The organism is Agrobacterium genomosp. 13 str. CFBP 6927 (assembly GCA_900012615.1).
Taxonomy (GTDB): Bacteria; Pseudomonadota; Alphaproteobacteria; order Rhizobiales; family Rhizobiaceae; genus Agrobacterium.
In genome coordinates this window covers 2118159-2140987 of sequence record LT009756.1, presented here as the reverse complement: position 1 = coordinate 2140987, position 22829 = coordinate 2118159, and the positions used below count along the sequence as shown (strand labels likewise).

General features: G+C 58.9%; 16 protein-coding genes. 8 read left to right on the top strand and 8 right to left on the bottom strand.

What is annotated here, in order from left to right; genetic code table 11:
* Window positions 1–4: 4 nt before the first annotated feature.
* Window positions 5–3493 (bottom strand): carbamoyl-phosphate synthase large subunit, encoded by a 3489-nt coding sequence (carB, locus tag AGR13A_RS10680; protein ID WP_080836763.1) that lies wholly within the window; start codon window positions 3491–3493, stop codon window positions 5–7.
* Between the two features lie 157 nt (window positions 3494–3650).
* Window positions 3651–4505: a LytTR family DNA-binding domain-containing protein gene (locus tag AGR13A_RS10675; RefSeq protein WP_167377469.1), complete on the bottom strand. Its 855-nt coding sequence runs from the start codon at window positions 4503–4505 to the stop codon at window positions 3651–3653.
* Window positions 4506–4554: 49 nt separating this feature from the next.
* On the opposite strand from AGR13A_RS10675, the gene AGR13A_RS10670 reads away from it, so the two are divergent.
* Window positions 4555–5043 (top strand): DUF2306 domain-containing protein, encoded by a 489-nt coding sequence (locus AGR13A_RS10670; protein WP_080835330.1) that lies wholly within the window; start codon window positions 4555–4557, stop codon window positions 5041–5043.
* A gap of 97 nt (window positions 5044–5140) precedes the next feature.
* Window positions 5141–6070, top strand: coding sequence for a KPN_02809 family neutral zinc metallopeptidase (ypfJ, locus tag AGR13A_RS10665; protein ID WP_080835324.1), 930 nt, complete (start codon window positions 5141–5143; stop codon window positions 6068–6070).
* A 38-nt stretch (window positions 6071–6108) separates the two neighbouring features.
* On the opposite strand, the gene AGR13A_RS10660 is transcribed toward ypfJ, so the two are convergent.
* Together AGR13A_RS10660 and mcpU are read right to left on the bottom strand one after the other, a co-directional pair.
* Entirely contained in the window at window positions 6109–6588 is a 480-nt protein-coding gene (locus AGR13A_RS10660) for a DUF2938 domain-containing protein (RefSeq protein ID WP_080835321.1), read from the bottom strand.
* 285 nt (window positions 6589–6873) lie between these two features.
* Complete coding sequence (gene mcpU / locus AGR13A_RS10655; RefSeq protein WP_080835318.1) at window positions 6874–8964, bottom strand: methyl-accepting chemotaxis protein McpU; 2091 nt, start codon at window positions 8962–8964, stop codon at window positions 6874–6876.
* 339 nt (window positions 8965–9303) lie between these two features.
* Here mcpU and AGR13A_RS10650 point away from each other — a divergent pair, with 339 nt between their 5' ends.
* Window positions 9304–10701 (top strand): MATE family efflux transporter, encoded by a 1398-nt coding sequence (locus tag AGR13A_RS10650; RefSeq protein ID WP_080835315.1) that lies wholly within the window; start codon window positions 9304–9306, stop codon window positions 10699–10701.
* A 100-nt stretch (window positions 10702–10801) separates the two neighbouring features.
* Here the strand turns inward: AGR13A_RS10650 and carA are convergent, their stop codons facing one another.
* Window positions 10802–12007 carry a glutamine-hydrolyzing carbamoyl-phosphate synthase small subunit gene (carA, locus tag AGR13A_RS10645; protein WP_080835312.1) on the bottom strand — a complete coding sequence of 402 codons (1206 nt, stop codon included), beginning with the start codon at window positions 12005–12007 and terminating at the stop codon, window positions 10802–10804.
* A 335-nt stretch (window positions 12008–12342) separates the two neighbouring features.
* Here carA and AGR13A_RS10640 point away from each other — a divergent pair, with 335 nt between their 5' ends.
* Window positions 12343–12795: a GatB/YqeY domain-containing protein gene (locus AGR13A_RS10640; RefSeq protein ID WP_035220719.1), complete on the top strand. Its 453-nt coding sequence runs from the start codon at window positions 12343–12345 to the stop codon at window positions 12793–12795.
* Window positions 12796–13079: 284 nt separating this feature from the next.
* On the opposite strand, the gene AGR13A_RS10635 is transcribed toward AGR13A_RS10640, so the two are convergent.
* Together AGR13A_RS10635 and AGR13A_RS10630 are read right to left on the bottom strand one after the other, a co-directional pair.
* Complete coding sequence (locus tag AGR13A_RS10635) at window positions 13080–13409, bottom strand: BrnA antitoxin family protein (RefSeq protein ID WP_080835309.1); 330 nt, start codon at window positions 13407–13409, stop codon at window positions 13080–13082.
* The gene (locus AGR13A_RS10630) at window positions 13372–13665 is read right to left on the bottom strand and encodes a BrnT family toxin (RefSeq protein ID WP_080835306.1); all 294 of its coding nucleotides are present in this window, start codon (window positions 13663–13665) and stop codon (window positions 13372–13374) included. The genes AGR13A_RS10635 and AGR13A_RS10630 overlap by 38 nt, the downstream gene beginning before the upstream one ends.
* 174 nt (window positions 13666–13839) lie before the next feature.
* Here AGR13A_RS10630 and dnaG point away from each other — a divergent pair, with 174 nt between their 5' ends.
* From dnaG to AGR13A_RS10615, 3 genes are all read left to right on the top strand, one after another.
* The gene (gene dnaG / locus AGR13A_RS10625) at window positions 13840–15819 is read left to right on the top strand and encodes a DNA primase (protein WP_080835303.1); all 1980 of its coding nucleotides are present in this window, start codon (window positions 13840–13842) and stop codon (window positions 15817–15819) included.
* A 394-nt stretch (window positions 15820–16213) separates the two neighbouring features.
* Window positions 16214–18268, top strand: coding sequence for an RNA polymerase sigma factor RpoD (gene rpoD / locus AGR13A_RS10620; protein WP_035220298.1), 2055 nt, complete (start codon window positions 16214–16216; stop codon window positions 18266–18268).
* 196 nt (window positions 18269–18464) lie between these two features.
* On the top strand, window positions 18465–19385 hold the full coding sequence (locus tag AGR13A_RS10615) for a DUF930 domain-containing protein (protein WP_167377468.1): 921 nt from the start codon (window positions 18465–18467) through the stop codon (window positions 19383–19385).
* Window positions 19386–19553: 168 nt separating this feature from the next.
* On the opposite strand, the gene AGR13A_RS10610 is transcribed toward AGR13A_RS10615, so the two are convergent.
* A complete protein-coding gene (locus AGR13A_RS10610) occupies window positions 19554–22106 on the bottom strand; it encodes an HWE histidine kinase domain-containing protein (protein WP_080835295.1) in 2553 nt (850 codons plus the stop codon).
* 254 nt (window positions 22107–22360) lie between these two features.
* Between AGR13A_RS10610 and AGR13A_RS10605 the strand changes: the two genes are divergently transcribed.
* A complete protein-coding gene (locus AGR13A_RS10605; protein ID WP_080835292.1) occupies window positions 22361–22783 on the top strand; it encodes a secondary thiamine-phosphate synthase enzyme YjbQ in 423 nt (140 codons plus the stop codon).
* Window positions 22784–22829: the final 46 nt, after the last annotated feature.

Below are 22829 nucleotides of genomic sequence, written 5' to 3'. Positions count from 1 at the left end.
GTCCTTACTGGAAATAGTTCTGTAGCGGCTTCACTTCCAGATTGCCGGCCTTCAGCGCCTGGATGGCGAGGGCTGCGGCTTCCGCACCGGCCATCGTTGTGTAGTAGGGCACCTTCTGCATCAGCGTTGCGCGACGCAGCGACTTGCTGTCCGAAATCGCCTTGTTGCTGTCTGTGGTGTTGATGACGAGCTGGACCTGACGGTTGCGGATGGCGTCCTCAATATGCGGGCGGCCTTCCTGCACCTTGTTGATCTTTTCGGCATTCACGCCCTGCTCGGCAAGGAAACGCTGGGTGCCGCCGGTTGCCAGCACCTTGAAACCGCTCTCCACCAGAATGCGGATGGCCGGCAGAACGCCTTCCTTGTCGTCGTCACGTACCGAGACGAAGACCGTGCCGGAGCGCGGCAGGTCGACGCCCGCGCCGAGCTGGCTCTTGGCGAAGGCCAGCGCGAAATCCGTGTCGAGGCCGATGACTTCACCGGTCGAGCGCATTTCCGGTCCGAGCAGAATGTCGACGCCGGGGAAGCGGGCGAAGGGGAAGACCGCTTCCTTGACGGCAATGTGCTTAAGGTTGCGCGGATCTGGCTTCTGGCCATAGGCAGCAATCGCCGGCTCAAGCTTCTCGCCGGCCATGACGCGCGCGGCGATCTTGGCAATCGGTGCGCCGATGGTTTTCGCAACGAAAGGCACGGTGCGCGAGGCGCGCGGGTTGACTTCGAGAACGTAGATCGTGCCATCTTTGATGGCATATTGAACGTTCATCAGGCCGCCGACATTAAGCGCCTTTGCAAGCGCCGTCGTCTGGCGTTCCAGTTCGTCGAGGGTTTCCTTGCTGAGCGACCGCGATGGCAGCGAGCAGGCCGAGTCGCCCGAATGGATGCCGGCTTCCTCGATATGTTCCATGATGCCGGAGACGAAGACGTTTTCGCCATCGCACAGCGCATCGACGTCGACTTCGACGGCGTTGGTCAGGTAGCTGTCGAACAGCAGCGGGTTCTTGCCGAGCAGGGTGTTGATCTGGCCGGTCTTGTCGTTCGGGTAACGCTGCTTGATGTCCTCGGGCACCAGGCCCGGAACCGTGTCGAGCAGATAAGTCTGGAGCTGGCCTTCCGAATGGATGATCTGCATGGCGCGGCCACCCAGAACGTAGGAGGGGCGAACGACCAGCGGGAAGCCGATTTCGGAGGCGACGAGGCGGGCCTGCTCGACCGAATAGGCAATGCCGTTGTTCGGCTGGGCGAGGTCCAGCTTCATCAGCAGCTTCTGGAAGCGGTCGCGGTCTTCGGCAAGGTCGATCATGTCAGGCGCAGTGCCGAGGATCGGGATACCGTTCTTTTCCAGTGCTTCGGCAAGCTTCAGCGGGGTCTGGCCGCCAAACTGCACGATGACGCCAACAAGCTCGCCCTTTTCCTGCTCGGCGCGCATGATCTCGATTACGTCTTCGGCGGTGAGCGGCTCGAAGTAGAGGCGGTCGGAGGTGTCGTAGTCGGTGGAGACGGTTTCCGGGTTGCAGTTGATCATAATCGCTTCGAAGCCGGCATCCTTCAGCGCGAAGGCGGCGTGGCAGCAGCAATAATCGAACTCGATGCCCTGGCCGATACGGTTCGGGCCACCGCCGAGGATGACGACCTTCTTGCGATCCGAAACCTGTGCTTCCGAGCGGGCAGCGCCGACGAAGGGGATTTCGTAGGTCGAATACATGTAAGCGGTCGGCGAAGCGAATTCGGCCGCGCAGGTGTCGATGCGCTTGAAGACCGGGCGAACGTTCAGGCTGTTGCGCAGTTCGGCCACTTCCTTCGGACGCTTGGACGTCAGGCTTGCGAGGCGGGCGTCGGAGAAGCCCATGGCTTTCAGCATGCGCAGGTTTTCGGCATCCTGCGGCAGGCCGTGCTCGCGGATGCGGGCTTCCGTATCAACGATGGCCTTGAACTGGGCGATGAACCAGGGATCGATCTTCGAGTTCTCGTGAACTTCTTCTTCGGTCATGCCCATGCGCAGCGCCTGGGCGACCATACGCAGGCGATCTGGCGTCGGCGTGCCGATTGCGGCGCGGATGGCGTTCTTGGAGCCTTCGCCTTCTTCAAAGCCGGGGATTTCGATTTCATCGAGACCCGTGAGGCCGGTTTCCATGCCGCGCAGCGCCTTCTGCAGCGATTCGGCGAAGGTGCGGCCGATGGCCATGACTTCACCGACCGACTTCATGGCGGTGGTGAGGATCGGCGAAGCGCCCGGGAACTTCTCAAAGGCAAAACGCGGGATCTTGGTGACGACGTAGTCGATCGAAGGCTCGAACGAAGCAGGTGTCGCACCGCCGGTGATATCGTTTTCCAGCTCATCCAGCGTATAGCCGATGGCGAGCTTGGCGGCGATCTTGGCGATCGGGAAGCCGGTCGCCTTGGAAGCGAGAGCAGACGAGCGCGAGACGCGCGGGTTCATTTCGATGACGACGAGGCGGCCGTCCTTCGGGTTGACGGCGAACTGAACGTTCGAGCCGCCGGTCTCAACGCCGATCTCGCGCAGCACCGCGATGGAGGCGTTGCGCATGATCTGGTATTCCTTGTCGGTCAAGGTCAGCGCCGGTGCAACCGTGATCGAGTCGCCCGTGTGGACACCCATCGGGTCGATGTTTTCGATGGAGCAGATGATGATGCAATTGTCCGCCTTGTCGCGGACGACTTCCATCTCATATTCCTTCCAGCCGAGAACCGATTCTTCGACCAGCACTTCCGTGGTCGGCGAGGCGTCGAGGCCGCCCGACACGATGTCGAAGAATTCAGAGCGGTTATAGGCAATGCCGCCGCCGGTGCCGCCAAGCGTAAACGACGGGCGGATGATCGCCGGCAGCCCCACGTGATCGATGGCCTGGGCGGCGATTGCCATGGCATGGGCCATATAACGCTGCTTGCGGTCGGTTTCGCCGAGGTTCCACTGGTTTTCGAGATCGTCCAGCGCCTTGTCGAGATCGGGGCCGGAAAGCTTGCCCTTCAGCTCGGTGCGGGCGGCTTCGTGTTTCTTGCGGTCAGCGTCCTTGATCTCGGTGGCGTTGGCCAGCATGGATTTCGGCGTTTCGAGGCCGATGCGCGCCATGGCTTCGCGGAAGAGGGCGCGGTCTTCGGCCATGTCGATGGCTTCCGGCTTTGCGCCGATCATTTCGACGTTGTAGCGGTCGAGAACGCCCATGCGCTTGAGAGACAGCGCGGTGTTGAGCGCGGTCTGGCCGCCCATGGTCGGCAGCAGTGCGTCCGGACGTTCCTTGGCGATGATCTTGGCGACGACTTCAGGCGTGATCGGCTCGACATAGGTTGCGTCGGCAAGGCCCGGATCGGTCATGATGGTCGCCGGGTTGGAGTTGACCAGGATGACCCGGTACCCTTCTTCCTTCAGCGCCTTGCAGGCCTGTGTGCCGGAATAGTCGAATTCACATGCCTGACCGATGACGATCGGTCCCGCGCCGATGATGAGGATGGACTTGATATCTTGGCGCTTCGGCATGGCTCTCTCGTTCCGCTTTTTGGTTGCGCAAAACACCGGCCAGGGTGGAAGATCACCGGCCGGGGAGCGCAATTCAAATGTTTTCAGGCTAGAAGCGGCTTATAGGCAAATGTTTTTGAGAACGGAACCCCATAAATTCCGGAATCGACAGAAACTCTTAACGGGCAGGGACAAGGGCGGCAAAACGGGCCTGTACCGCTGCACTGTAAGAGCGGCTGACGGGAATTTCCGTACCGTCATGCATCACCACATAAAGACGTCCCGTCTTTCTCAGCAGCGAGACCACACCCGCATCCGCCACCCAATGGGAACGGTGCACCTGCAAGCCCTGCGTATCGCCGATTTCCCGCAGTGCATCGGCAAAGCGTAACAGAACGAGCTGGCGTCCGCGCGTGGTGACGATTTCGGTATAATGATCCTGCACGGAAAGGCGTAACAATTCACCACCCTTTTGCGGCGACAGCCGCTCCAGCAGCGGTGCGGTGTTTTTTATGCCGCGGTCTTCATCCTCCTCCATGTCCTTTGCCGCTTCGACAGCCTGACGCGCAGTGAGGTAGCTCAGCAGGCAAAAGATCGCGCAGAGCGGCAAGGCGGTGAGGCTGCCTCTCATTATGGGGAGGAAGCCGATGTTCCTGTCGTAAAAGGCATGGTTCGTAAGGGCGAGCAACAATCCGATCGGCAGGGATGAGAGCAGCGAGCCGATCATCATTCGCGTCAGCATACTCTCGATACTCGCCGCGAGGACGGCATTGGCGATGATCGAAAAGGCTATGGCGATTGCCCAGGCGCCGGTTTGAACGATCGTCCAGTAAAGCAGCCGGTCGGCGAAGCTCATGGTTTCGCTGGTCCCGAAAGGTCCGGTCAGAATGAAGATCGCCAATATGGCAAGAAATGTCAGCCACAGCCTGCGGGATTGCAGGACGGCGTGCATTTCACGAAGCGTGGATTGCAGATACGGGTGATCCACGAAGTTTTCCTGCGATTGACGCCAATCGATTTTTCTTTCGCGCATGTTTTGCCGAAATTGCCGGTGATTTCAACCAGGCCAGAACAGTAAACCCATGTCACTCCAGCCTTTGTTAGATGCACCGCTTGCCGTGCAATTCCATGTCCTGACCGTTGTGCCCGCAGCGTTTCTCGGGGCCTTTGTTTTTCTTCGCCCCAAGGGCACCGCCGTTCACCGGCTGCTGGGCAAGGTCTGGGTGGCGCTGATGATCGTAACGTCCGTTTCGACCTTCTTCATTCATGAATTGCGGATTTTTTACGGTTTTAGCCCGATCCACCTGCTTTCCATTTTCACCATATATGGCTGCCTGCAATCGGTCTATTTCGCGCGCCGTGGCGATATCGCACGCCATATGCGCATCATGCAGAGCGTTTATCTCGGTGGTATCGTGATTGCCGGCGGCTTCACCTTCGTTCCCGGACGCATCATGCATGAGGTTGCGTTCGGCGACGGGAAAGCCGGTCTTGCAACTCTTTCCGCCGTCGCACTCGTCTTCGCCTTCCTGTTTCTGACTGTGTTGAGGCAAAGACGCAGAACCGTATGAAAGACTCCATTTGCCGCCTCTGCTTTCTTCCGGAACAAGATGTATTATAGTGCCGTTATAAGGCAGCTTGTTGAGGCGATATCGCCGGGAGAAGAGCATGGAGTGGAGAGGGCGTCGCCAGTCGGACAATATCGAGGACCGGCGCGGCATGTCAGCGGGATCGGGGCCTTCGGGTAACGATCCTTTTTCCCGTGGTGGAATGCGCGTGCCGATCGGGCGTCGCGGTGGCGGTATTGGCATCGGCGGTATTCTGGTCATTCTCCTGATCAGCTGGGTGCTCGGCATCAACCCGCTGACGCTGCTTTCCGGCGGCGATATTTCATTGGATGGCGGCACCTCGCAGCAATCTGGCACCCAGCAGTCCGGCACCCGTCCGCAGGGTCAGTCGTCCGATGAAACGACGGCTTTCGTGCGCACTGTTCTGGCCGAGACCGAAGATACCTGGAGCGGCATTTTCCAGTCCGCTGGCGAAACCTATCAGAAACCGACGCTGGTGCTGTTTTCGGGCCAGGTATCGTCGGCCTGCGGTTATGCTTCGGCCGCCAGCGGCCCGTTCTATTGCCCGGGTGACCGCAAGGTCTATCTCGACACCAGCTTCTTCAAGGAATTGGACCAGCGTTTTGGCGCAGCCGGCGATTTCGCGCAGGCCTATGTGATTGCGCATGAGGTTGGCCACCACATCCAGAACCTGACTGGCGTCCTGCCGGAGTTCAACCGCCGCCGCCAGTCGATGAGCCAGGTGGATGCCAACAAGATGTCGGTGCGTGTGGAGCTTCAGGCGGATTGTTATGCCGGCATCTGGGGCAAGTTCACCGAACAGAAGGGCATTCTCGAAACCGGCGACCTCGAGGAAGCGCTCAATGCCGCCCACCAGATCGGCGACGACACCCTGCAAAAGCAGACTCAAGGCTATGTGGTGCCGGATAGTTTCAACCACGGCACGTCGGCGCAGCGCATGGAATGGTTCAAGCGCGGTTTCCAGAGTGGCCGTGTCGAAGATTGCGACACCTTCTCGGCGAATATCTGAGCAGACGGAAAAGGGGGCTTTTCAGCCCCCTTTTTTATTCAGCGCAGCAAAAGCGCCACGGCATACATGCCGAGCGCAAAGACCGTGTGGGCAACGAGGTTGAGGACACGAACCTTGGTGGGATTGGGCGTCTTCGATGCTGCCCAGCCAATGCCAAGGCCCGGCTGCAGCAGGAACCAGCCTGCGCCGACCGTGACGATGCCGACGATCCATGGCTGGACGAAGGACGGCTCGGAAAACCACGAGGCCGGCACGATCAGGGCGAGAACCACGCCGTAGAGAATGCCGACGGCATAATGTGAAATCCAGCCAAGTGCCAGTTCGTGTTCGTAGGATGCGGCCGTGGCGATGCTGTCGTGAAATATCGTGCCCTTCGGCACATGCCAGAACCAGCGGCCGACCGGCGCCCAGTTCGGGGCGGACTGACCGAAAAACCGGTGCAGCACGATCGCCCATATATCCATAAACACGGTGCCGCCAATGCCCATGGCAATGCCGCGCCAAATCAGTTCCAGCATGGATCCCTCCGCAAATCATGATCGATCAAGCTCTATCGGATCGTGCGGGTGGCGGGAACAGGCTATTGGCGGGATGGGCAAGAAAAATGGCCGGATCGCTCCGGCCATCATATTGCGGAAAAGTGCGGAAACCTCTCTTTCGTCATGCCGGACTTGATCCGGCATCCAGCCACGGCGCGTCTGCGCAGTGAGGAGAGTCTTTTGCGATCAAGGACTTGATCGTGGACCCCGGATCAAGTCCGGGGTGACGGAGTCTGTAGGTCTCGCCTGTGAGCTATTCTCACCTCACGCAGCGCGCCCATATTCAGCCTGCCGCCGCGTTGCCGTGGCGAGCTGGAATTGGGCGAGCAGATCGTTCAGCGCCGCCGCTTCCGAGGCGAGGCCATGGCTTGCCGCCGTCTGTTCCTCGACCATGGCGGCATTCTGCTGCGTGCCCTGATCGATGGTGTTGATGGCGGTGTTGATTTCCTGAAGGCCGGTGGACTGTTCGCGCGATGAGGTCACGATGGCGTCGATGTGGCGGTTGATCTCCTGCACTTCGCGGACGATGGTTTCCAGCGCCTTGCCGGCATTGCCGACGAGATCGACACCGGACTGCACCTGCGACGTCGAGGCGTTGATCAGCGTCTTGATCTCCTTGGCCGCATTGGCGGAGCGCTGGGCAAGCTCGCGCACTTCCTGGGCGACGACGGCAAAACCCTTACCGGCCTCGCCGGCGCGTGCCGCTTCCACACCGGCATTCAGCGCCAGAAGGTTGGTCTGGAAGGCGATCTCGTCGATCACGCCGATGATGTTGCTGATCTCGGAGGATGATTTTTCGATGCCTTCCATGGCGCGAACGGCGTCTTCGACGATGATGCCGGATTGTTCGGCATTGTTGCGCGCACGATCAACCAGACGACCGACTTCTTCGGCACGGCGGGCGGAATCCTTGACCGTTGTGGTGATTTCCTCAAGGGCCGCTGCCGTCTCCTCCACGGAGGCTGCCTGCTGTTCGGTGCGCCGCGCCAGATCGTCGGCGGACTGGCGGATTTCTCCTGCACCGGCATCGATTGCCCGCGCATTCTGGCCAACGGTGCTCAAGGCAACATTGAGCTTGGCGACGGAATTGTTGAAATCATCGCGCAGCCGGTCGATGCGGGTCACGAAAGGCGTGTCGATGCGGTAGTTGAGATCGCCGTTCGAAAGATGCGCCAGCCCCTTGGCGAGCGAATCGACCGCGAACTGGATGTCTGCCGCGTCTTTCGCCGCCAGCCTTTCGCGGTCGTTGCGTTCCTGTTCGGAAAGCGTGCGGTTCTGTTCGGCGTCACCTTCGAGGCGCAGACGCTCCGTGGCGTTCGATCTGAATACGGCGACTGCCGCGGCCATTGAGCCGATCTGGTCGGTGCGTTCCTGGCCCGGAATGGTGACGTTGAGATTGCCGGCCGCAAGGCCTTCCATTGCGGCGGTCATCTGCGTGACCGGGCGAACGATGAAACGGCTGAGCACGGTGGCTAGCAGGCCGATCATGATGGCGGCAGCGAGAATGGTGGCTATGGTTGCCGCCAGACGGAACTGGCCGATTGCGCTGTAGGCGACATCGGAATCGACCACGAAACCGAGATACCAGTCCACCGAAGGCAGGCCGGCGACCGGGATGAAGCTGGTGATCTTGCCCTTGCCGTCGATCTCCGTCTGCGAAATCGCCGAGGAAATCGCCGGTGTGTCGACCTTGAAGAGATCGGTAATCGGCTTGTCGACAAATTTCGGATCGGGATGAATAAGGATTTTGCCGTCCTTACTGACGAGGAATGCATATCCATCCGTGCCGGCATCGACCGATTTGATCATGTTGACCAGCGATTCCAGCGAGAAGTCGCTGCCGGTAACGCCGGCCAGCTTGCCGTCGATGGAAACGGGAATGGCGGCGGTGATGATGAGGCCGCCGGTCGAGGCATCGCTATAGGGTTCGGTCAGCACAGGCTTGCCGGCCTTGACGGCATCGAGATACCAGGGGCGCTTGCGCGGGTCGTAACCTTCCGGCAGCGGCAGTTTCGGGAAGGTCGTGAAGCTGCCGGTTTCGGCATTGCCGAAATAGGTGGACATGAATTGTGCCGTCAGAACATCGTTCTGCAGGAACTGCACCTTGGCGTCGTCATCGGAAAGCTTGGCAAGCGTTTTCGCCACCGTGTCGGTCAGCATGATGCGGCCGTTCAGCCAGTTGGCGATGCTCTGGGCGGCCTGTTTGCCGGAAGAATCAATGTTTTCCGCCACGGCTTCCGTCGTCACCCGATGCTGGAGGCTATCGATGTAGAAAGAAAAGCCTGCAAAGGCGGCGACGACAAGCGACGACGCCGCAAACAGAATGCGCGTCATGAGATTGGTTTTTTTTGGCAAGCTACACGTCCTTGGAACCAGATGCCCGTTCGGTTCATCTTGGAAAATGATGGGAAAGACATGCCTCAATGGCGGGAATATTCTGCATCATGCAGCTTATGATTTTAAAGAACTTCGCGATGTTCTAATGGGTAAAGTGAAATGGTAAAATTCGGCTAAATTTGTTTTATGTCATGCTGTTTCGGTCGATCTTGAACGGATGTCGCACCCAGGACGGTCATTTGCGTAAATTTTGATCATTGATCCGCAAAGGTTGCGTGCAGGAGGGGAATATTTTATTCATCGACCTGCTGCCGTTGCGCAATTCGCGGGCAACGGCCAAAATTCAGGTGAATTACAATGTCTTCGTCGGTTGTTGCAGAAACCGTTCCCACCGGATCGGGGTCGTGGCTTTCGCATTTCAGGGCTACGCTTGCGCTGGGAATTCCGCTTATCGGTGCGCAGCTCGCGCAGCTTGGCATCCATACCACTGACATGGTCATCGTCGGCCAGCTGGGTGCCGAAAAGCTCGCGGCCATGGTGCTGGCCGGGCAGTTCTTCTTCGTCGTTTTCATTTTCGGCTCGGGATTTTCCGTGGCCGTGGTGCCGATGGTGGCGCAGGCCTACGGGCAGGGGGACGCGACGGCGGCCCGCCGCTCATTGCGCATGGGCATGTGGGTGGCGATCGCCTATTGGGTGCTCGCTTTGCCGATATTCTTCAATGCCGAGCGCATCCTGATCTATCTCGGGCAGAACCCTGATGTCGCGGCGCTGACCGGCCACTATCTCGCCATCGCCAAATTCGGCCTTCTGCCGGCGCTGCTTTTCTATGTGCTGCGCGGACTTGTCAGTGCCATCGGCCGTGCGGGCATCATTCTTTATGTCACCATCATCATGCTGTTGATGAATGGCGTGCTCGCCTACGCGCTGGTATTCGGCCATTTCGGATTGCCGGCGATGGGCATGAATGGTGCTGCCGTCGTTGCCGTCATCGTCAATGCCTTCAGCTTCATCTTCATTGTCGCTTACGTGCAGACGCGTGAGGAAACGAAGAAGTACGAGCTGTTCGTGCGCTTCTGGCGGCCGGACTGGCATGCGCTGTTCGAAGTGCTGCGCCTCGGGCTGCCGATCGGCATCACCATCCTTGCCGAAGTGACGCTGTTTGCCGCCGCTTCCATTTTGATGGGACAGATCGGCACCGTGCAGCTGGCGGCGCACGGCATTGCCCTGCAGCTTGCGTCCATCGCCTTCATGATCCCGCTTGGTCTGGCGCAGGCCGCAACCGTTCGGGTGGGGATAGCGCGCGGTCAGGGCGATTTCAAAAACCTCGTCCGTGCTTCCATCATGGTCTATGCGATTGCGTGCGGCATTGCGGTTTGCGGCGGCATCCTGTTTGCGGCGGTTCCGGAATTCCTGGCGAAATGGTTCCTTGATGCGAAACTGCCGGAAGCGGCGGAAGTGCTTGCTTATGCCAGCAGCCTGGTGGTGATTGCCGGCATCTTCCAGCTGGTCGATGGCATTCAGGCCGTCACCGCAGGCTTGCTGCGCGGATTAAAGGATGCGCGCATTCCGGCGATGCTGGCGCTGATTTCCTATTGGCCGATCGGGCTGGCGCTTGCCTGGACCATGGCCTTTCCGCTCGGCTTTGGCGGGCGCGGCGTCTGGTTCGGTTTCGTGATCGGCCTTTCGACGGCGGCCGTTCTCCTGACCGTGCGCTTCGTCATTCTGGTGAAGCGTGAAATGCGAACGGCCCGCTGATAGCGGGCCGTGATGGTTCTTACATGTAATTCTGGTCATCCCGGTCTCGATGAATCCTCGGGTCAAGCCCGAGGATGACGTGGAGTATGGGAACGGCCTATCAGCGCTCGGCGAGCGCTGCCTCGCCTTGTCTCTCGCGCAGCAGGTTGACGAAGCGGCGGAAGAGGTAGTGGCTGTCCTGCGGGCCGGGCGATGCTTCCGGGTGGTGCTGGACGGAGAAGACCGGCTTGCCGACGATGCGCAGGCCGCAATTGGTGCCATCGAACAGCGAGATATGGGTCTCTTCGACGCCTTCGGGCAGCGACTTGGTATCAACAGCGAAACCGTGGTTCATCGAGACGATTTCCACCTTGCCGGTGGTGAAGTCCTTGACCGGATGGTTGGCGCCGTGATGGCCCTGATGCATCTTTTCGGTCTTTGCGCCGACGGCGAGGCCGAGCATCTGGTGACCAAGGCAGATGCCGAAGATTGGCAGTTCGCTCTTGATGAGGTTCTGGATGACCGGCACGGCATATTCGCCTGTCGCGGCCGGGTCTCCCGGACCGTTGGAGAGGAACACGCCATCCGGCTTCAGCGCCAGAATGTCTTCGGCCGAAGTCTGGGCCGGAACGACCGTGACCTTGCAATCGAGACCGGCGAAGAGGCGCAGGATGTTGCGCTTGACGCCGAAATCGACGCAGACGACGTGATACTTCGCATCGGCTTCGCCGAGCGTGCCGTAGCCCTTGTTCCAGACCCACGGCGTTTCCGTCCAGGTGGAGGACTGACCGGAGGTGGCTTCGATGGCGAGGTCGAGGCCGACAAGGCCGCTCCATGCCTTTGCTTCCACCTTCAGCGCCTCGATGTCGAAGACGCCGTTCGGGTCATGGGCGATCACCGCGTTCGGCGCGCCGTTTTCGCGGATCCATGCCGTCAGCGCGCGCGTGTCGATGCCGCAGAGGCCGATGACGCCGCGGGCCTTCAGCCAGGCGTCCAGATGCTTGACGGCGCGGAAGTTCGACGGGTCGGTGATGTCTGCCTTGAAGATGACGCCGACGGCGCCGCGGCGGGCGGCGGGGGTCAGGTCTTCAATGTCTTCCTCGTTTGTGCCGACATTGCCGATATGCGGGAAGGTGAAGGTGACGATCTGGCCGAGATAGGAGGGATCGGTGAGGATTTCCTCGTAACCCGTCAGCGCGGTGTTGAAACAGACTTCGGCCTGTACCTTGCCGGTTGCGCCAATGCCTGTGCCCTCGATCACTGTGCCATCGGCAAGAACAAGCATTGCGGTCGGTTTGCGGGTAGTCCAGGGCGCTGTCTCGGTCATCTCGTTCCGTTTCTGCCGCTTCGCAGCCCGCCTCTTGAAAGGCAGGGGGTAAGGGGCCATTTTTGTCGCAGGCTTCGTGACATAAAGGGGCGCGCGATAAACTCGCGTTCCGACCCTTCGTTAAAATCTCGTGCAGGTGCCGGAAAATAACGAAAGCTGCCCAAGCGGTCAACCGCAGGCTCAAGATTTACGCGGAATTAAACCTTCGTACATTCAAGGGCTTATGCATTTGATTTGCTTGAGCGGGTTTGCTCGTTTATGTCGTTGCGAAAAATAAGGTGGAAAGTTTCCGTATGAAGAAGCTGCGGAATGCGCTTTCCCAAGGAGAAAAAGAAATGCTGCGCGATGTATTCGCAAATACTTTGAAAGAGGCGCTGAAGGCTCGTGACGCCCGGCGTACATCGACCGTGCGCCTCATCCAGACGGCCATCAAGGATCGTGATATCGCCAATCGCGGCGTGGGCAAGGACCCTGTCAGCGATGAAGATATCATGCAGATTCTGACGAAGATGGTAAAGCAGCGGGAAGAATCCGCCGCCATCTATGACGGTGCCAGCCGCCCTGAGCTTGCCGCGCAGGAGCGTGAGGAAATCGTCATCATCAAGGAATTCATGCCGGAGGAAATCCCGGCCGAGAAGGTGCGCGAATTGTGCCAGGCCGTCATCGCCGAGACCGGCGCCTCCGGCCTGCGCGATATGGGCAAGTGCATGAATGCGCTGAAGGAGCGCTATCCCGGCCAGATCGACTTTGCGAAGGCTTCAGGCGTCGTCAAGGATTTGCTGAAGTAGGTTTCTTCCGGGTTGGAAAAAGTAAAGGCAGGGTAGCCATGGCTACCCTGCCTTTTTTCTGCCGACGAATGCGCATTCCGGCGGATCAAAATGCGGTCCTTCACAGGCTTTTTTCGGGGGACGTGCCTGTGGGCGTCGGCAGATTTATGCGGAGATCAAGTGCTGCCTTCAGGTATGTTTTTACATTGCCGCAGCGGGCGGCTCAAATTACAAAAACATAATTTTTGGTGATGGTGCACTGCCACAAATTTGCCGGAAGCAGGCGCAATGGCGATTTGCTGCCTTCAGCCCTGCCGCTTTTTCTGTTCATGCACATAATGGCGCAGGACCGCATTCATGCGTGTCTGATAGCCTTTGCCGGTGGACTTGAAGAAGTCCACCACATCCTGATCAACGCGGATGGAAATGGATTGTTTGGCTGTGGGAAAAACGACTTCAGCCTTCGACCAGTCGATATCGTCGAAGCCTGCCCAGTCCGGATCGTCGCGTGTGGCGCGTTCGATATCCTCGTCGGTCATGGCATCGACACGCGCCCAGTCGGTTCGATCTTCGCCCTTGGCGATCTTTTCCCGGATCTCATCCAGAGAATATCTGACGATACGTTCTTCGCTCATTTTTCCTCGTCGCCCGCGCTGATATGATCCGGCAGATATCTCCCCGCATCGTATAGATGATTGCGATCAGATCGTCTGTTTCCGGGCATATCGCCAGAATGCGACTCTCTCCGTTTTGATCGGAGCGACTTTCCAGATGCGGTTGCGAAAGCGCTCTTGCCGCCCTCGGAAAGTCGATACCGTGCTTCTGAATGTTACTCAGCCGCTTGTTTTCATCCCATTCAAAGGAAATGAAATCTCTCGTCACAATGTCCATGAGCCGCCTGAAACCGATTCCAGTTCAAAGGCACTCATGTACGGCTCGCGTATATTCGTCTGTATATACATTAATGTCAACGCCGCCTGTGAATAGTGGGTATTCTTTACCTATCCATTTTGTATTGCGGCCGTTCTGCGCTTATATGAAAGACTGGCCTCAAACGGGTAACCCATGCGCTTTTCCAATTCTTTTCTCGATGAGATACGCGACCGCGTGCACATCTCCGATGTGATTGGCCGACGTGTGTCCTGGGACAAGAAGAAGACGAATACGTCACGCGGTGATTATTGGGCCTGCTGCCCGTTCCACGGCGAGAAAAGTCCCAGTTTCCATTGTGAGGACCGCAAGGGGCGCTATCATTGCTTTGGCTGCGGTGTTTCCGGCGATCATTTCCGGTTTCTGACCGAACTCGAAGGACTGAGTTTTCCAGAGGCTGTGCAGCAGGTCGCCGACATGGCCGGCATCGCGATGCCGCAGCCCGATCCGCAGGCGGAAAAGCGTGAGCGTGAGCGCACCTCGCTTCAGGACGTCATGGAAATGGCGACGCTGTTCTTTCAGGACCAGCTGCAGACGGCGCTTGGCGCGCGGGCGCGGGCCTATCTGCGTGATCGTGGGTTGACCGGGCGCACCATCGAGACCTTCCGGCTCGGTTTTGCGCCTGATAGCCGCAATGCGCTCAAGGAGCACCTGGCAGGCAAGGGCGTGTCGCGGGAACAGATGGAAGCCTGCGGGCTGGTGGTGCATGAAAATGTGCCCGTCTCCTACGACCGCTTTCGCGACCGCATCATGTTCCCGATCCTGTCGTCACGCGAAAAGGTGATCGCCTTTGGCGGCCGCGCCATGGCGGCGGATGCGGTGGCGAAATATCTGAATTCCAACGAGACCGAGCTTTTTCACAAGGGCAATGTTCTCTACAATTTCGCCCGTGCCCGGCGTGCCTCGCAGGCGGCCGGCGGCGCTGTCATTGCCGTTGAAGGCTATATGGATGTCATCGCGCTCTATCAGGCGGGCGTTGAAAATGCCGTTGCGCCGCTCGGCACGGCGCTGACGGAAAGCCAGCTCGACCTCCTCTGGAAGATGTCGCCACAGCCGATCCTCTGCTTTGATGGCGATGGCGCCGGCATTCGCGCCGCCAACCGCGCGGCGGATCTGGCTCTGCCGCATATCAAGCCGGACCGTTCGGTGAGCTTCGCGCTTCTGCCTGACGGCAAGGACCCGGACGATCTCGTGCGGCTGGAGGGGCGCGCGCCGTTTGACCGGGTGCTTTCGGAAGCAAAGCCGCTCGCCGCGATGATCTGGAGCCGGGAGACCGCCGGCGTCACCTTTGATACGCCGGAAAAGCGCGCCCAGCTTGAAAGCCGCCTGCGACAGATCGTTGCCGTCATCGGTGACGAGGCGGTGCGGCGTTTTTACCAGCAGGATATGCGCGACAGGTTGAACGGCTTCTTCCAGCCGCGTTTTCAGCAGGGCGGTAACTTCCGTCGCGATGGCGGACAGGGAGCCGGGCGGGGCTTCCAGCGCAATGCGTCGGAGCGGGGTGGGGCGATGTCGGCGCCTCCAGGCAACAATTATGAGCGACTGGCGCGTTCCGGTCTTGTTAAAGGCTATTTGACCACCCCTTCGCTCAGGGAGAGTGTGCTTGCTATTACCATCGTCAATCATCCCGAATTGTTGCTCGAAGAATATGATGAGATCGCTGCCATTGACTACCAAAACCGCGATTTACAGCGGCTTTGGTCCTCAGTGCTGACTTATGCTGCAGAATGTGCGGCAGATATATCGCGGAAAGGCCTTTTAGAGCGTCTGTCTCAGCACGGTTTCGAGGCTCTCTTGAAGGCAATGGATCAGCAGGTGCGCAATGCTCGGCTCTGGACTGCCACGGAGCAGGCTGCCATGGAGGACGCTCGCGAAGGATATGTACAGGCCCTTTCGCTTCATAAAAGAACAAAATCATTGCTCCAGCAGAAGCGTGAACTCGAGCGTGAACTTGAAAGAGAGATTATAGAAGGAAAAGGGGACGGCACACTTCTGGTGCGGGCGCTGGCCGAAGTTCAGCTTGAAATCGGCCGCATGGAAAATCAGGAGGCGATTATCGACGGTTTCGGGGTCATGTCCGGGCGGGTGAAGGGGCCTGCCTTCGGCCATGGGTAGGGGCGGCCGGGAATAATTGAAAGGCGTGTGGGGTTGCCTTTTGCGGCAGGCGTCCTAAATAGGGGGTAGTCTGGTGATAACCCGCAAAATGCGGCCTTTTTTACGAATTTCCGTGGCTGTCTCGCCCCTAAAGGCTTGACGCGACGGGAAATAGCGGGAATCACCATTTCAGGAAAAGTAAGGTGGAATGAGCCTTGGCGGATAGAAATTGCATGAGCAAGCATTTCCGGGTGCACTGTCTTTGCATTCTGCCTGAGGCTGCCGTGGTTAATCGGCAATTAAAGATCACTCCGTTAGGTGTCTGACAGTGATTCGCGGCAATGCGCCGGATGCTCAAGGAGCGGACGGCGATGCGGCGGAACAGGTGTTAGCGTCAGGGAAAGCGACGAGATAGATGGCAACCAAAGTCAAAGAAAACGAAGAAGCAGAAAACGAACGCGACGGTGCGACGGACGGTCCGCTTCTCGATCTTTCGGATGACGCGGTCAAGAAAATGATCAAGGCCGCCAAGAAGCGCGGCTATGTGACGATGGACGAGCTGAATTCCGTCCTGCCGTCCGAAGAGGTGACTTCCGAGCAGATCGAAGACACGATGGCGATGCTGTCCGATATGGGCATCAACGTGATCGAGGACGAGGATGCCGAAGAGGCGACCGCGAGCGACGACGACAGCGATTCCGACAGCGACGATTCCGAAGGCGGTGAACTGGCCCCTTCCGGCGGCACCGCGCTTGCGACCGCAAAGAAGAAAGAACCGACCGACCGTACCGACGACCCGGTGCGCATGTATCTGCGCGAAATGGGTTCCGTCGAGCTTCTGTCGCGCGAGGGCGAAATCGCCATCGCCAAGCGCATCGAGGCCGGCCGCGAAACGATGATTTCGGGCCTGTGCGAAAGCCCGCTGACATTCCAGGCGCTGATCATCTGGCGCGACGAACTCAACGAAGGCACGACGCTGCTGCGCGAGATTATCGATCTCGAAACCACCTATTCCGGCCCGGAAGCCAAGGCGGCGCCGCAGTTCCAGAGCCCGGAAAAGATCGAGGCGGACCGCAAGGCCGCCGAAGAGAAGGAAAAGACCCGCAAGCTGCGTGCACCGACCGGCGACGAGGATGTGACGGATGTGGGCGGCGATGGCCTGCCGCCGGAAGAGGAAGAAGAGGACGACGACGAGTCCAATCTTTCGCTTGCCGCGATGGAAGCCGAATTGCGCCCGCAGGTCATGGAAACGCTCGACACCATCGCTGACACCTACAAGAAGCTTCGCAAGCTTCAGGACCAGCAGGTTGAGGCGCGCCTTGCCTGCACCGGTACCCTGTCTTCCGGTCAGGAGCGTCGTTACAAGGAACTGAAGGATCAGCTGATCACGGCCGTAAAGTCGCTGTCGCTGAACCAGAACCGTATCGACAGCCTTGTCGAGCAGCTCTACGACATTTCCAAGCGTCTGATGCAGAACGAAGGCCGTTTGCTGCGCCTTGCCGAATCCTATGGCGTCAAGCGCGACAGCTTCCTCGAGCAGTATCACGGTGCGGAACTCGATCCGAACTGGATGAAGTCGATTGCCAATCTGGCCGCGCGCGGCTGGAAGGAATTCGCCCGTGAGGAAAGCAACACGATCCGCGAAATCCGTCAGGAAATCCAGAACCTCTCGACAGAAACCGGCATTTCCATCGCCGAATTCCGCCGCATCGTTTCGATGGTGCAGAAGGGTGAGCGTGAAGCGCGTATCGCCAAGAAGGAGATGGTTGAGGCCAACCTGCGTCTCGTGATCTCGATTGCGAAGAAATACACCAACCGTGGTCTGCAGTTCCTCGATCTCATTCAGGAAGGCAATATCGGCCTGATGAAGGCGGTCGACAAGTTCGAGTACCGTCGCGGTTACAAGTTCTCGACCTATGCGACCTGGTGGATCAGGCAGGCGATCACCCGCTCGATCGCCGATCAGGCCCGCACGATCCGTATTCCGGTGCATATGATCGAAACGATCAACAAGATCGTTCGCACCTCGCGCCAGATGCTGCACGAGATCGGCCGTGAGCCGACCCCGGAAGAGCTGGCCGAAAAGCTGGCCATGCCGCTGGAAAAGGTGCGCAAGGTTCTGAAGATCGCCAAGGAGCCGATCTCGCTCGAAACCCCCGTGGGTGACGAAGAGGATTCGCATCTCGGTGACTTTATCGAAGACAAGAACGCGCTGCTGCCGATCGACGCCGCCATTCAGGCGAACCTGCGTGAGACGACCACCCGCGTTCTGGCGTCGCTGACGCCGCGTGAAGAGCGTGTTCTGCGCATGCGCTTCGGCATTGGCATGAATACCGACCATACGCTGGAAGAGGTCGGCCAGCAGTTCTCGGTCACGCGCGAACGTATCCGTCAGATCGAAGCGAAGGCGCTGCGCAAGCTGAAGCATCCGAGCCGCTCCAGAAAGCTCCGCAGCTTCCTCGACAGCTAAGCTGTTTGTTTCCTTTAAAATTGAACCCGGTCAGTTTGCGCTGGCCGGGTTTTTTGTTTCCCGCACTGGCGAACTCTGCGACAAGCCTTATGTGTGAAAACAGGTATTCCGCTTTTATTGGAAATCCTCCGGTTCGATTTGGTTCGATGAGATGCAACAGGTTTCGGCAGGCAGATGGCGTGGGAAAGGATGGGCTGTGCCCGTCTCCGTGCTGCTGCATCTTGCCGTTGTCGCGATCTTCCTTTTCGAACTACCCGAACGGATAGCCGAACCGCAGGAGCCGGAAAGCATCAGCGTCGATCTGGTGCCGCCGCCCGAGGAGAAGAAGACGGAGGAGGGCAAGCCCCCTGCAGCGGAAGAGGCGAAAGAGGAAAAGCCGCAACCTCCACCGCCGCCGCCCGCGCCTCCGGCAGAGGAAACAAAGCCTTCACCACCTTTGCAGGCGACGCTACCCGCTATCGCCATGCGACCTGAGGAGACACAGGCGGACCCTGAAGACAAGCCGGGCAAGGTGGAGGAGGCGGAGAAAACAGAGCCTTCTGAGCAACCCGAAAGCCAACCTGAAAAGACCGAGGAAGACAAACCCGCGCCTTCTGCCGCAAATAGCGACCTTCAGGCTTCCGCTGAGCAGGGGGAGATTGCGGTCTCGCCCGTCAAGGAAGAGAAAGAGCCGGATCAGGCGCCTGTGCCGCAGGTGAAGCCAGCTGAAGACAAACCTGCCGAAGTGGTGGACGAGAAACCCGCGAAGCTTCCAGCCGCTAAAAACCTGTTGTCTTCAACGGTTCTTTCGCCTGCCCAGCGACGCCAGATGTTTGGTGATCTGCCACCGCGTCGTCGCATTGTTCAGCTTTGCAGTACTGAAGCTCTGGCCCAAATTCAGGGGGCGGGTTTTGCCGCCAGAGGCATGATTCCCTATTCGGATACGGGAGGCAGGATTTCGGGAAATTCGATCGATGCTTCCGGCGGCGCGTTCAACACGGGCAATGGCTGGCATGATGTCTCGTTCCAGTGTGAGGTCGATCTGGAAAACTATGCGGTGACGGCGTTCCGGTTTAAAATCGGCAACGCGATATCGCCCGAAGACGCGAGAAAGCGGGGTTTCACGAGATTTCAGTGAGGGATTAAGTGCTGCGTCCGCATGGCTTCCAATCTCTCCGACGTCATCCTCGGGCTTGGCCCGAGGATCCATAGTCTTGCTGGGTTGTGGATCCTCGGGTCAAGCCCGAGGATGACGTCCAGTATGGAGAGGCGTTTAGCGAACGTTTTGTCACCGACGCCCGCGCGTTTAAGCCCGCTCGGTATCGCCCACCAGCAACCCAATCCCCGCCATCAGTGCATCCTCATCATAGGGCTTCCTGATCACAGGCACGTTGCCGAATTCATCCGGCACCATGCTGCCATCGGCATAACCGGTGGCGAAGAGGAAGGGGACGCCGCGACGGTGAAGCTCCCGGGCGACGGGGATGGAGGTGTCGGAACCGAGATTGATGTCGAGGATGGCCACATCCGGCAGGTAGCTTTTCAGCTTTTCAATGGCCATGGCCGATGAGGTTGCCGTTTCGATCATTTTGATGCCGTTGTCCTCCAGCATGTTCTCGACATCCATGGCGATCAGCATCTGGTCTTCGACAAGCAATATTTTCAAGGGTTCCTCCCGGTCGTAACGTCTGGTCTGCGGCGCGGTTTCGTCTTCGGTTTTTGCGTCGGAGGCCGTCATCATTGCTGAAACGTGGCGCGCGGGCAGGAGAATTTCCGTCTCCAGCCCGTCCGGCAGGTATCGCATCGTGCTGCGTCCACCCAAATCATAAGGGATGCTGCGGCTGATGAGCGCGGTGCCGAACCCCGCGCGCGACGGTGTCAGGAGTTTGGCGGGGAGAATTTCGCGCCACTGCATTTCGCAGTCGCCGTTCTCGTTGATTTCCCAGCGGACATGCAATTCCCCTCCGGTCTGCGCCAGCGCCCCGTATTTGGCCGCATTCGTCGCCAGCTCATGCAGGACCAGAGCCATGACGGAGAATGCGCGCGAATCGAGTGTTACCTGCGGTCCGGCGAGCTTCACCACGGTTTCGGGCGAGCGATGCGGTGAGAGTTCGGCATCCAGAAGATCGCGCAGCGCGCCGCCGCCTTCGCCACGAATGATCTGGTCATGGGCAAAGGACAATGCCTGAATGCGGCCCTTCAGCGCGGTCACATATTCCTGCAGGGTCTTGCCCTCCTGCGATGGATTGCCGACCAGCGACTTGATGATGGCCAGAACATTCTTGACGCGGTGGTTGAGCTCCTCGTTCAGCATGCGCTGGCGCACTTCCGCGCGCTCCCTTTCGCCGGCCATCAGCTCGCTGTGGTGGAACGCGACTTCGACGAGCGCGATTCGCGCGGCTTCGGCTATTTCCCGGTCGGCCTCCGACCATGGCTGCGCCTGCAGGCGAACGGTTTCTTTCCAGATCGCAAAACTTTTTCGCGGGGTGAGACGATCGCCCATAGGGCCGGTCTCATAGGATTTTTCCGGATTGCCGGCCCAGTTCAGGCTTTGCACGATCTCCTTGCGGAAAAACAGGAGATAATCGTTCGTGACCTGCGAAAGCGGAATGGCGAGCATGCCGGCTGCCGTGTCGGCATAGATTTCCGCTTCCGGTATGGCTTGCGACAGGGCATGGGTCGCCCAGACCTTGCCTTCGGACGCCGTGGCGACAAAGCGCGCCAGTCGGGGAATGGCGTCGTGCGGCGGGGTCGCGCCGTGGCCATGCCAATTATTGCCAACCCAAAGCCCGACGCCATCACAGGGCATGAGATCGGAAAAATCCTGGAAACTGTCTATCAGCAGTTCTTCTATGTTGGCGTGATGGGCGGCAAGTCGGAGGAAACGGTCGAGGGCGGCATGGGCCTGGTTGACCGTATCGAGCCGGCGTTTCTGTTTCAGCACCTGCAGATGCATGGAGAAAAACTCTCCGAACATTTCGGCGGCGATCCTGACCGGCATCGTCAGAACGCGCGGCGAATAGTGGTGGCAGGCGATGAGGCCCCAGAGCGCGCCATCGACAATCACCGAAATCGACATGGAGGCGCCAACGCCCATATTGCGCAGATATTCGCAATGGATGGGCGAGACGCTGCGCAGATGCGCGAAGGACAAATCGAGCGGTTCACCGGAAGCATCGAGTGCAGGCAGCACCGGCACCCGTGCCCCGCTGGCGTCCGAGATGATGCGCAGCGTATTCTTGAGGTAGAGTGCGCGGGCCTGCTGCGGAATGTCGCTGGCGGGAAAATATTGTCCGAGAAAGCTTTCCAGTTCCGGCTGTTTTGCCTCTGAGACGACCTTGCCGGAACCGTCCTCCTCGAAGCGGTAAATCATCACCCGGTCGTAACCCAAAGTCGCCTTTATCAGCCGGGTCGTTCGTGAAATCAGGCTCTCGACACTGTCCGCCTCGCGAATGCGGTCCACCATCTTGCGTGCCGTGCCGAGCGGCTGCGTTTCGCTGCGGGATGGTTCGAATTCGATGATCGTGGTGGATTTGTAGCGGTGGAGAGAAATATCGAAGCTGCGGCCGTCACGCATTTCCATGTTGGGCAACATGGCGGGACGCGTGGTTCTGCCGGTTACGGTGAGCGCGTTGCGAAGATCGTGAACGAGGTCCTTGCCGAGAACCTCTTCGGCGGTCCTGCCGTTTATATTGCCTTCGAAGCCCAAAAGATCGAGACAGTTTTCCGAATGCCGCACGATCATGCGCAAGGCGTTATCACAAGCGATCAGACAGCCATGCGGCTGGATATAGCCTGGAATATGGATGGGTTCGCGGTCGCAATTCGTCAGGTCGACATGATAGTCACTGGGCGCCATGAAACAGTCTTTCGCACCCTGTGCCTGTCTTGCGATGCAAGTCTTTTCTCTGTGGGGGGATGGGCGAGCCTGAATAGTTCATTATGATAGTGTCAACCCTTCCCCGTTTCTTGCAACCGTGACGCCGGTATTCCGTTCTGCTCTATAGGTCGCAATCATCTGTTTGTCGTATTCCTAATCGTCATCGCACGCAATTTGACATGTTGTAACGGTCGCAGGGACGATTTTGTTCCAGCTTATCTGAAGGAAAAAATGTGCCGCAGAAGAAAATGACCATCGCCACGCAAGGGCAGGGCCTCTACGAATTCACAGCCGAAGCCAGTCGTTTCGTGAGAGACGCCGGTGTGGATGAAGGCCTGCTTACCGTCTTCGTGCGCCACACGTCGTGCTCCCTGCTTATTCAGGAAAATGCCGATCCGGATGTGAGGCGCGATCTCACGATGTTCTTTTCCCGCCTCGTGCCGCCATCGGACGATCCCTCCATGCGCTGGGTGATCCATACGCTCGAAGGTCCCGACGATATGCCCGCCCATATTAAATCGGCGCTGACGACGGTTTCCATCGGTGTGCCGATCAGCGAGGGCAGGCTCACACTCGGCACCTGGCAGGGTCTTTATCTTTTCGAACACCGTGACCAGCCGCATCGTCGTGAAATCGTGCTGCATATCTCCGCCTGATTTCCCGTTAACATCCATGAACCTATGCTGAATATGCGGTTCGGTC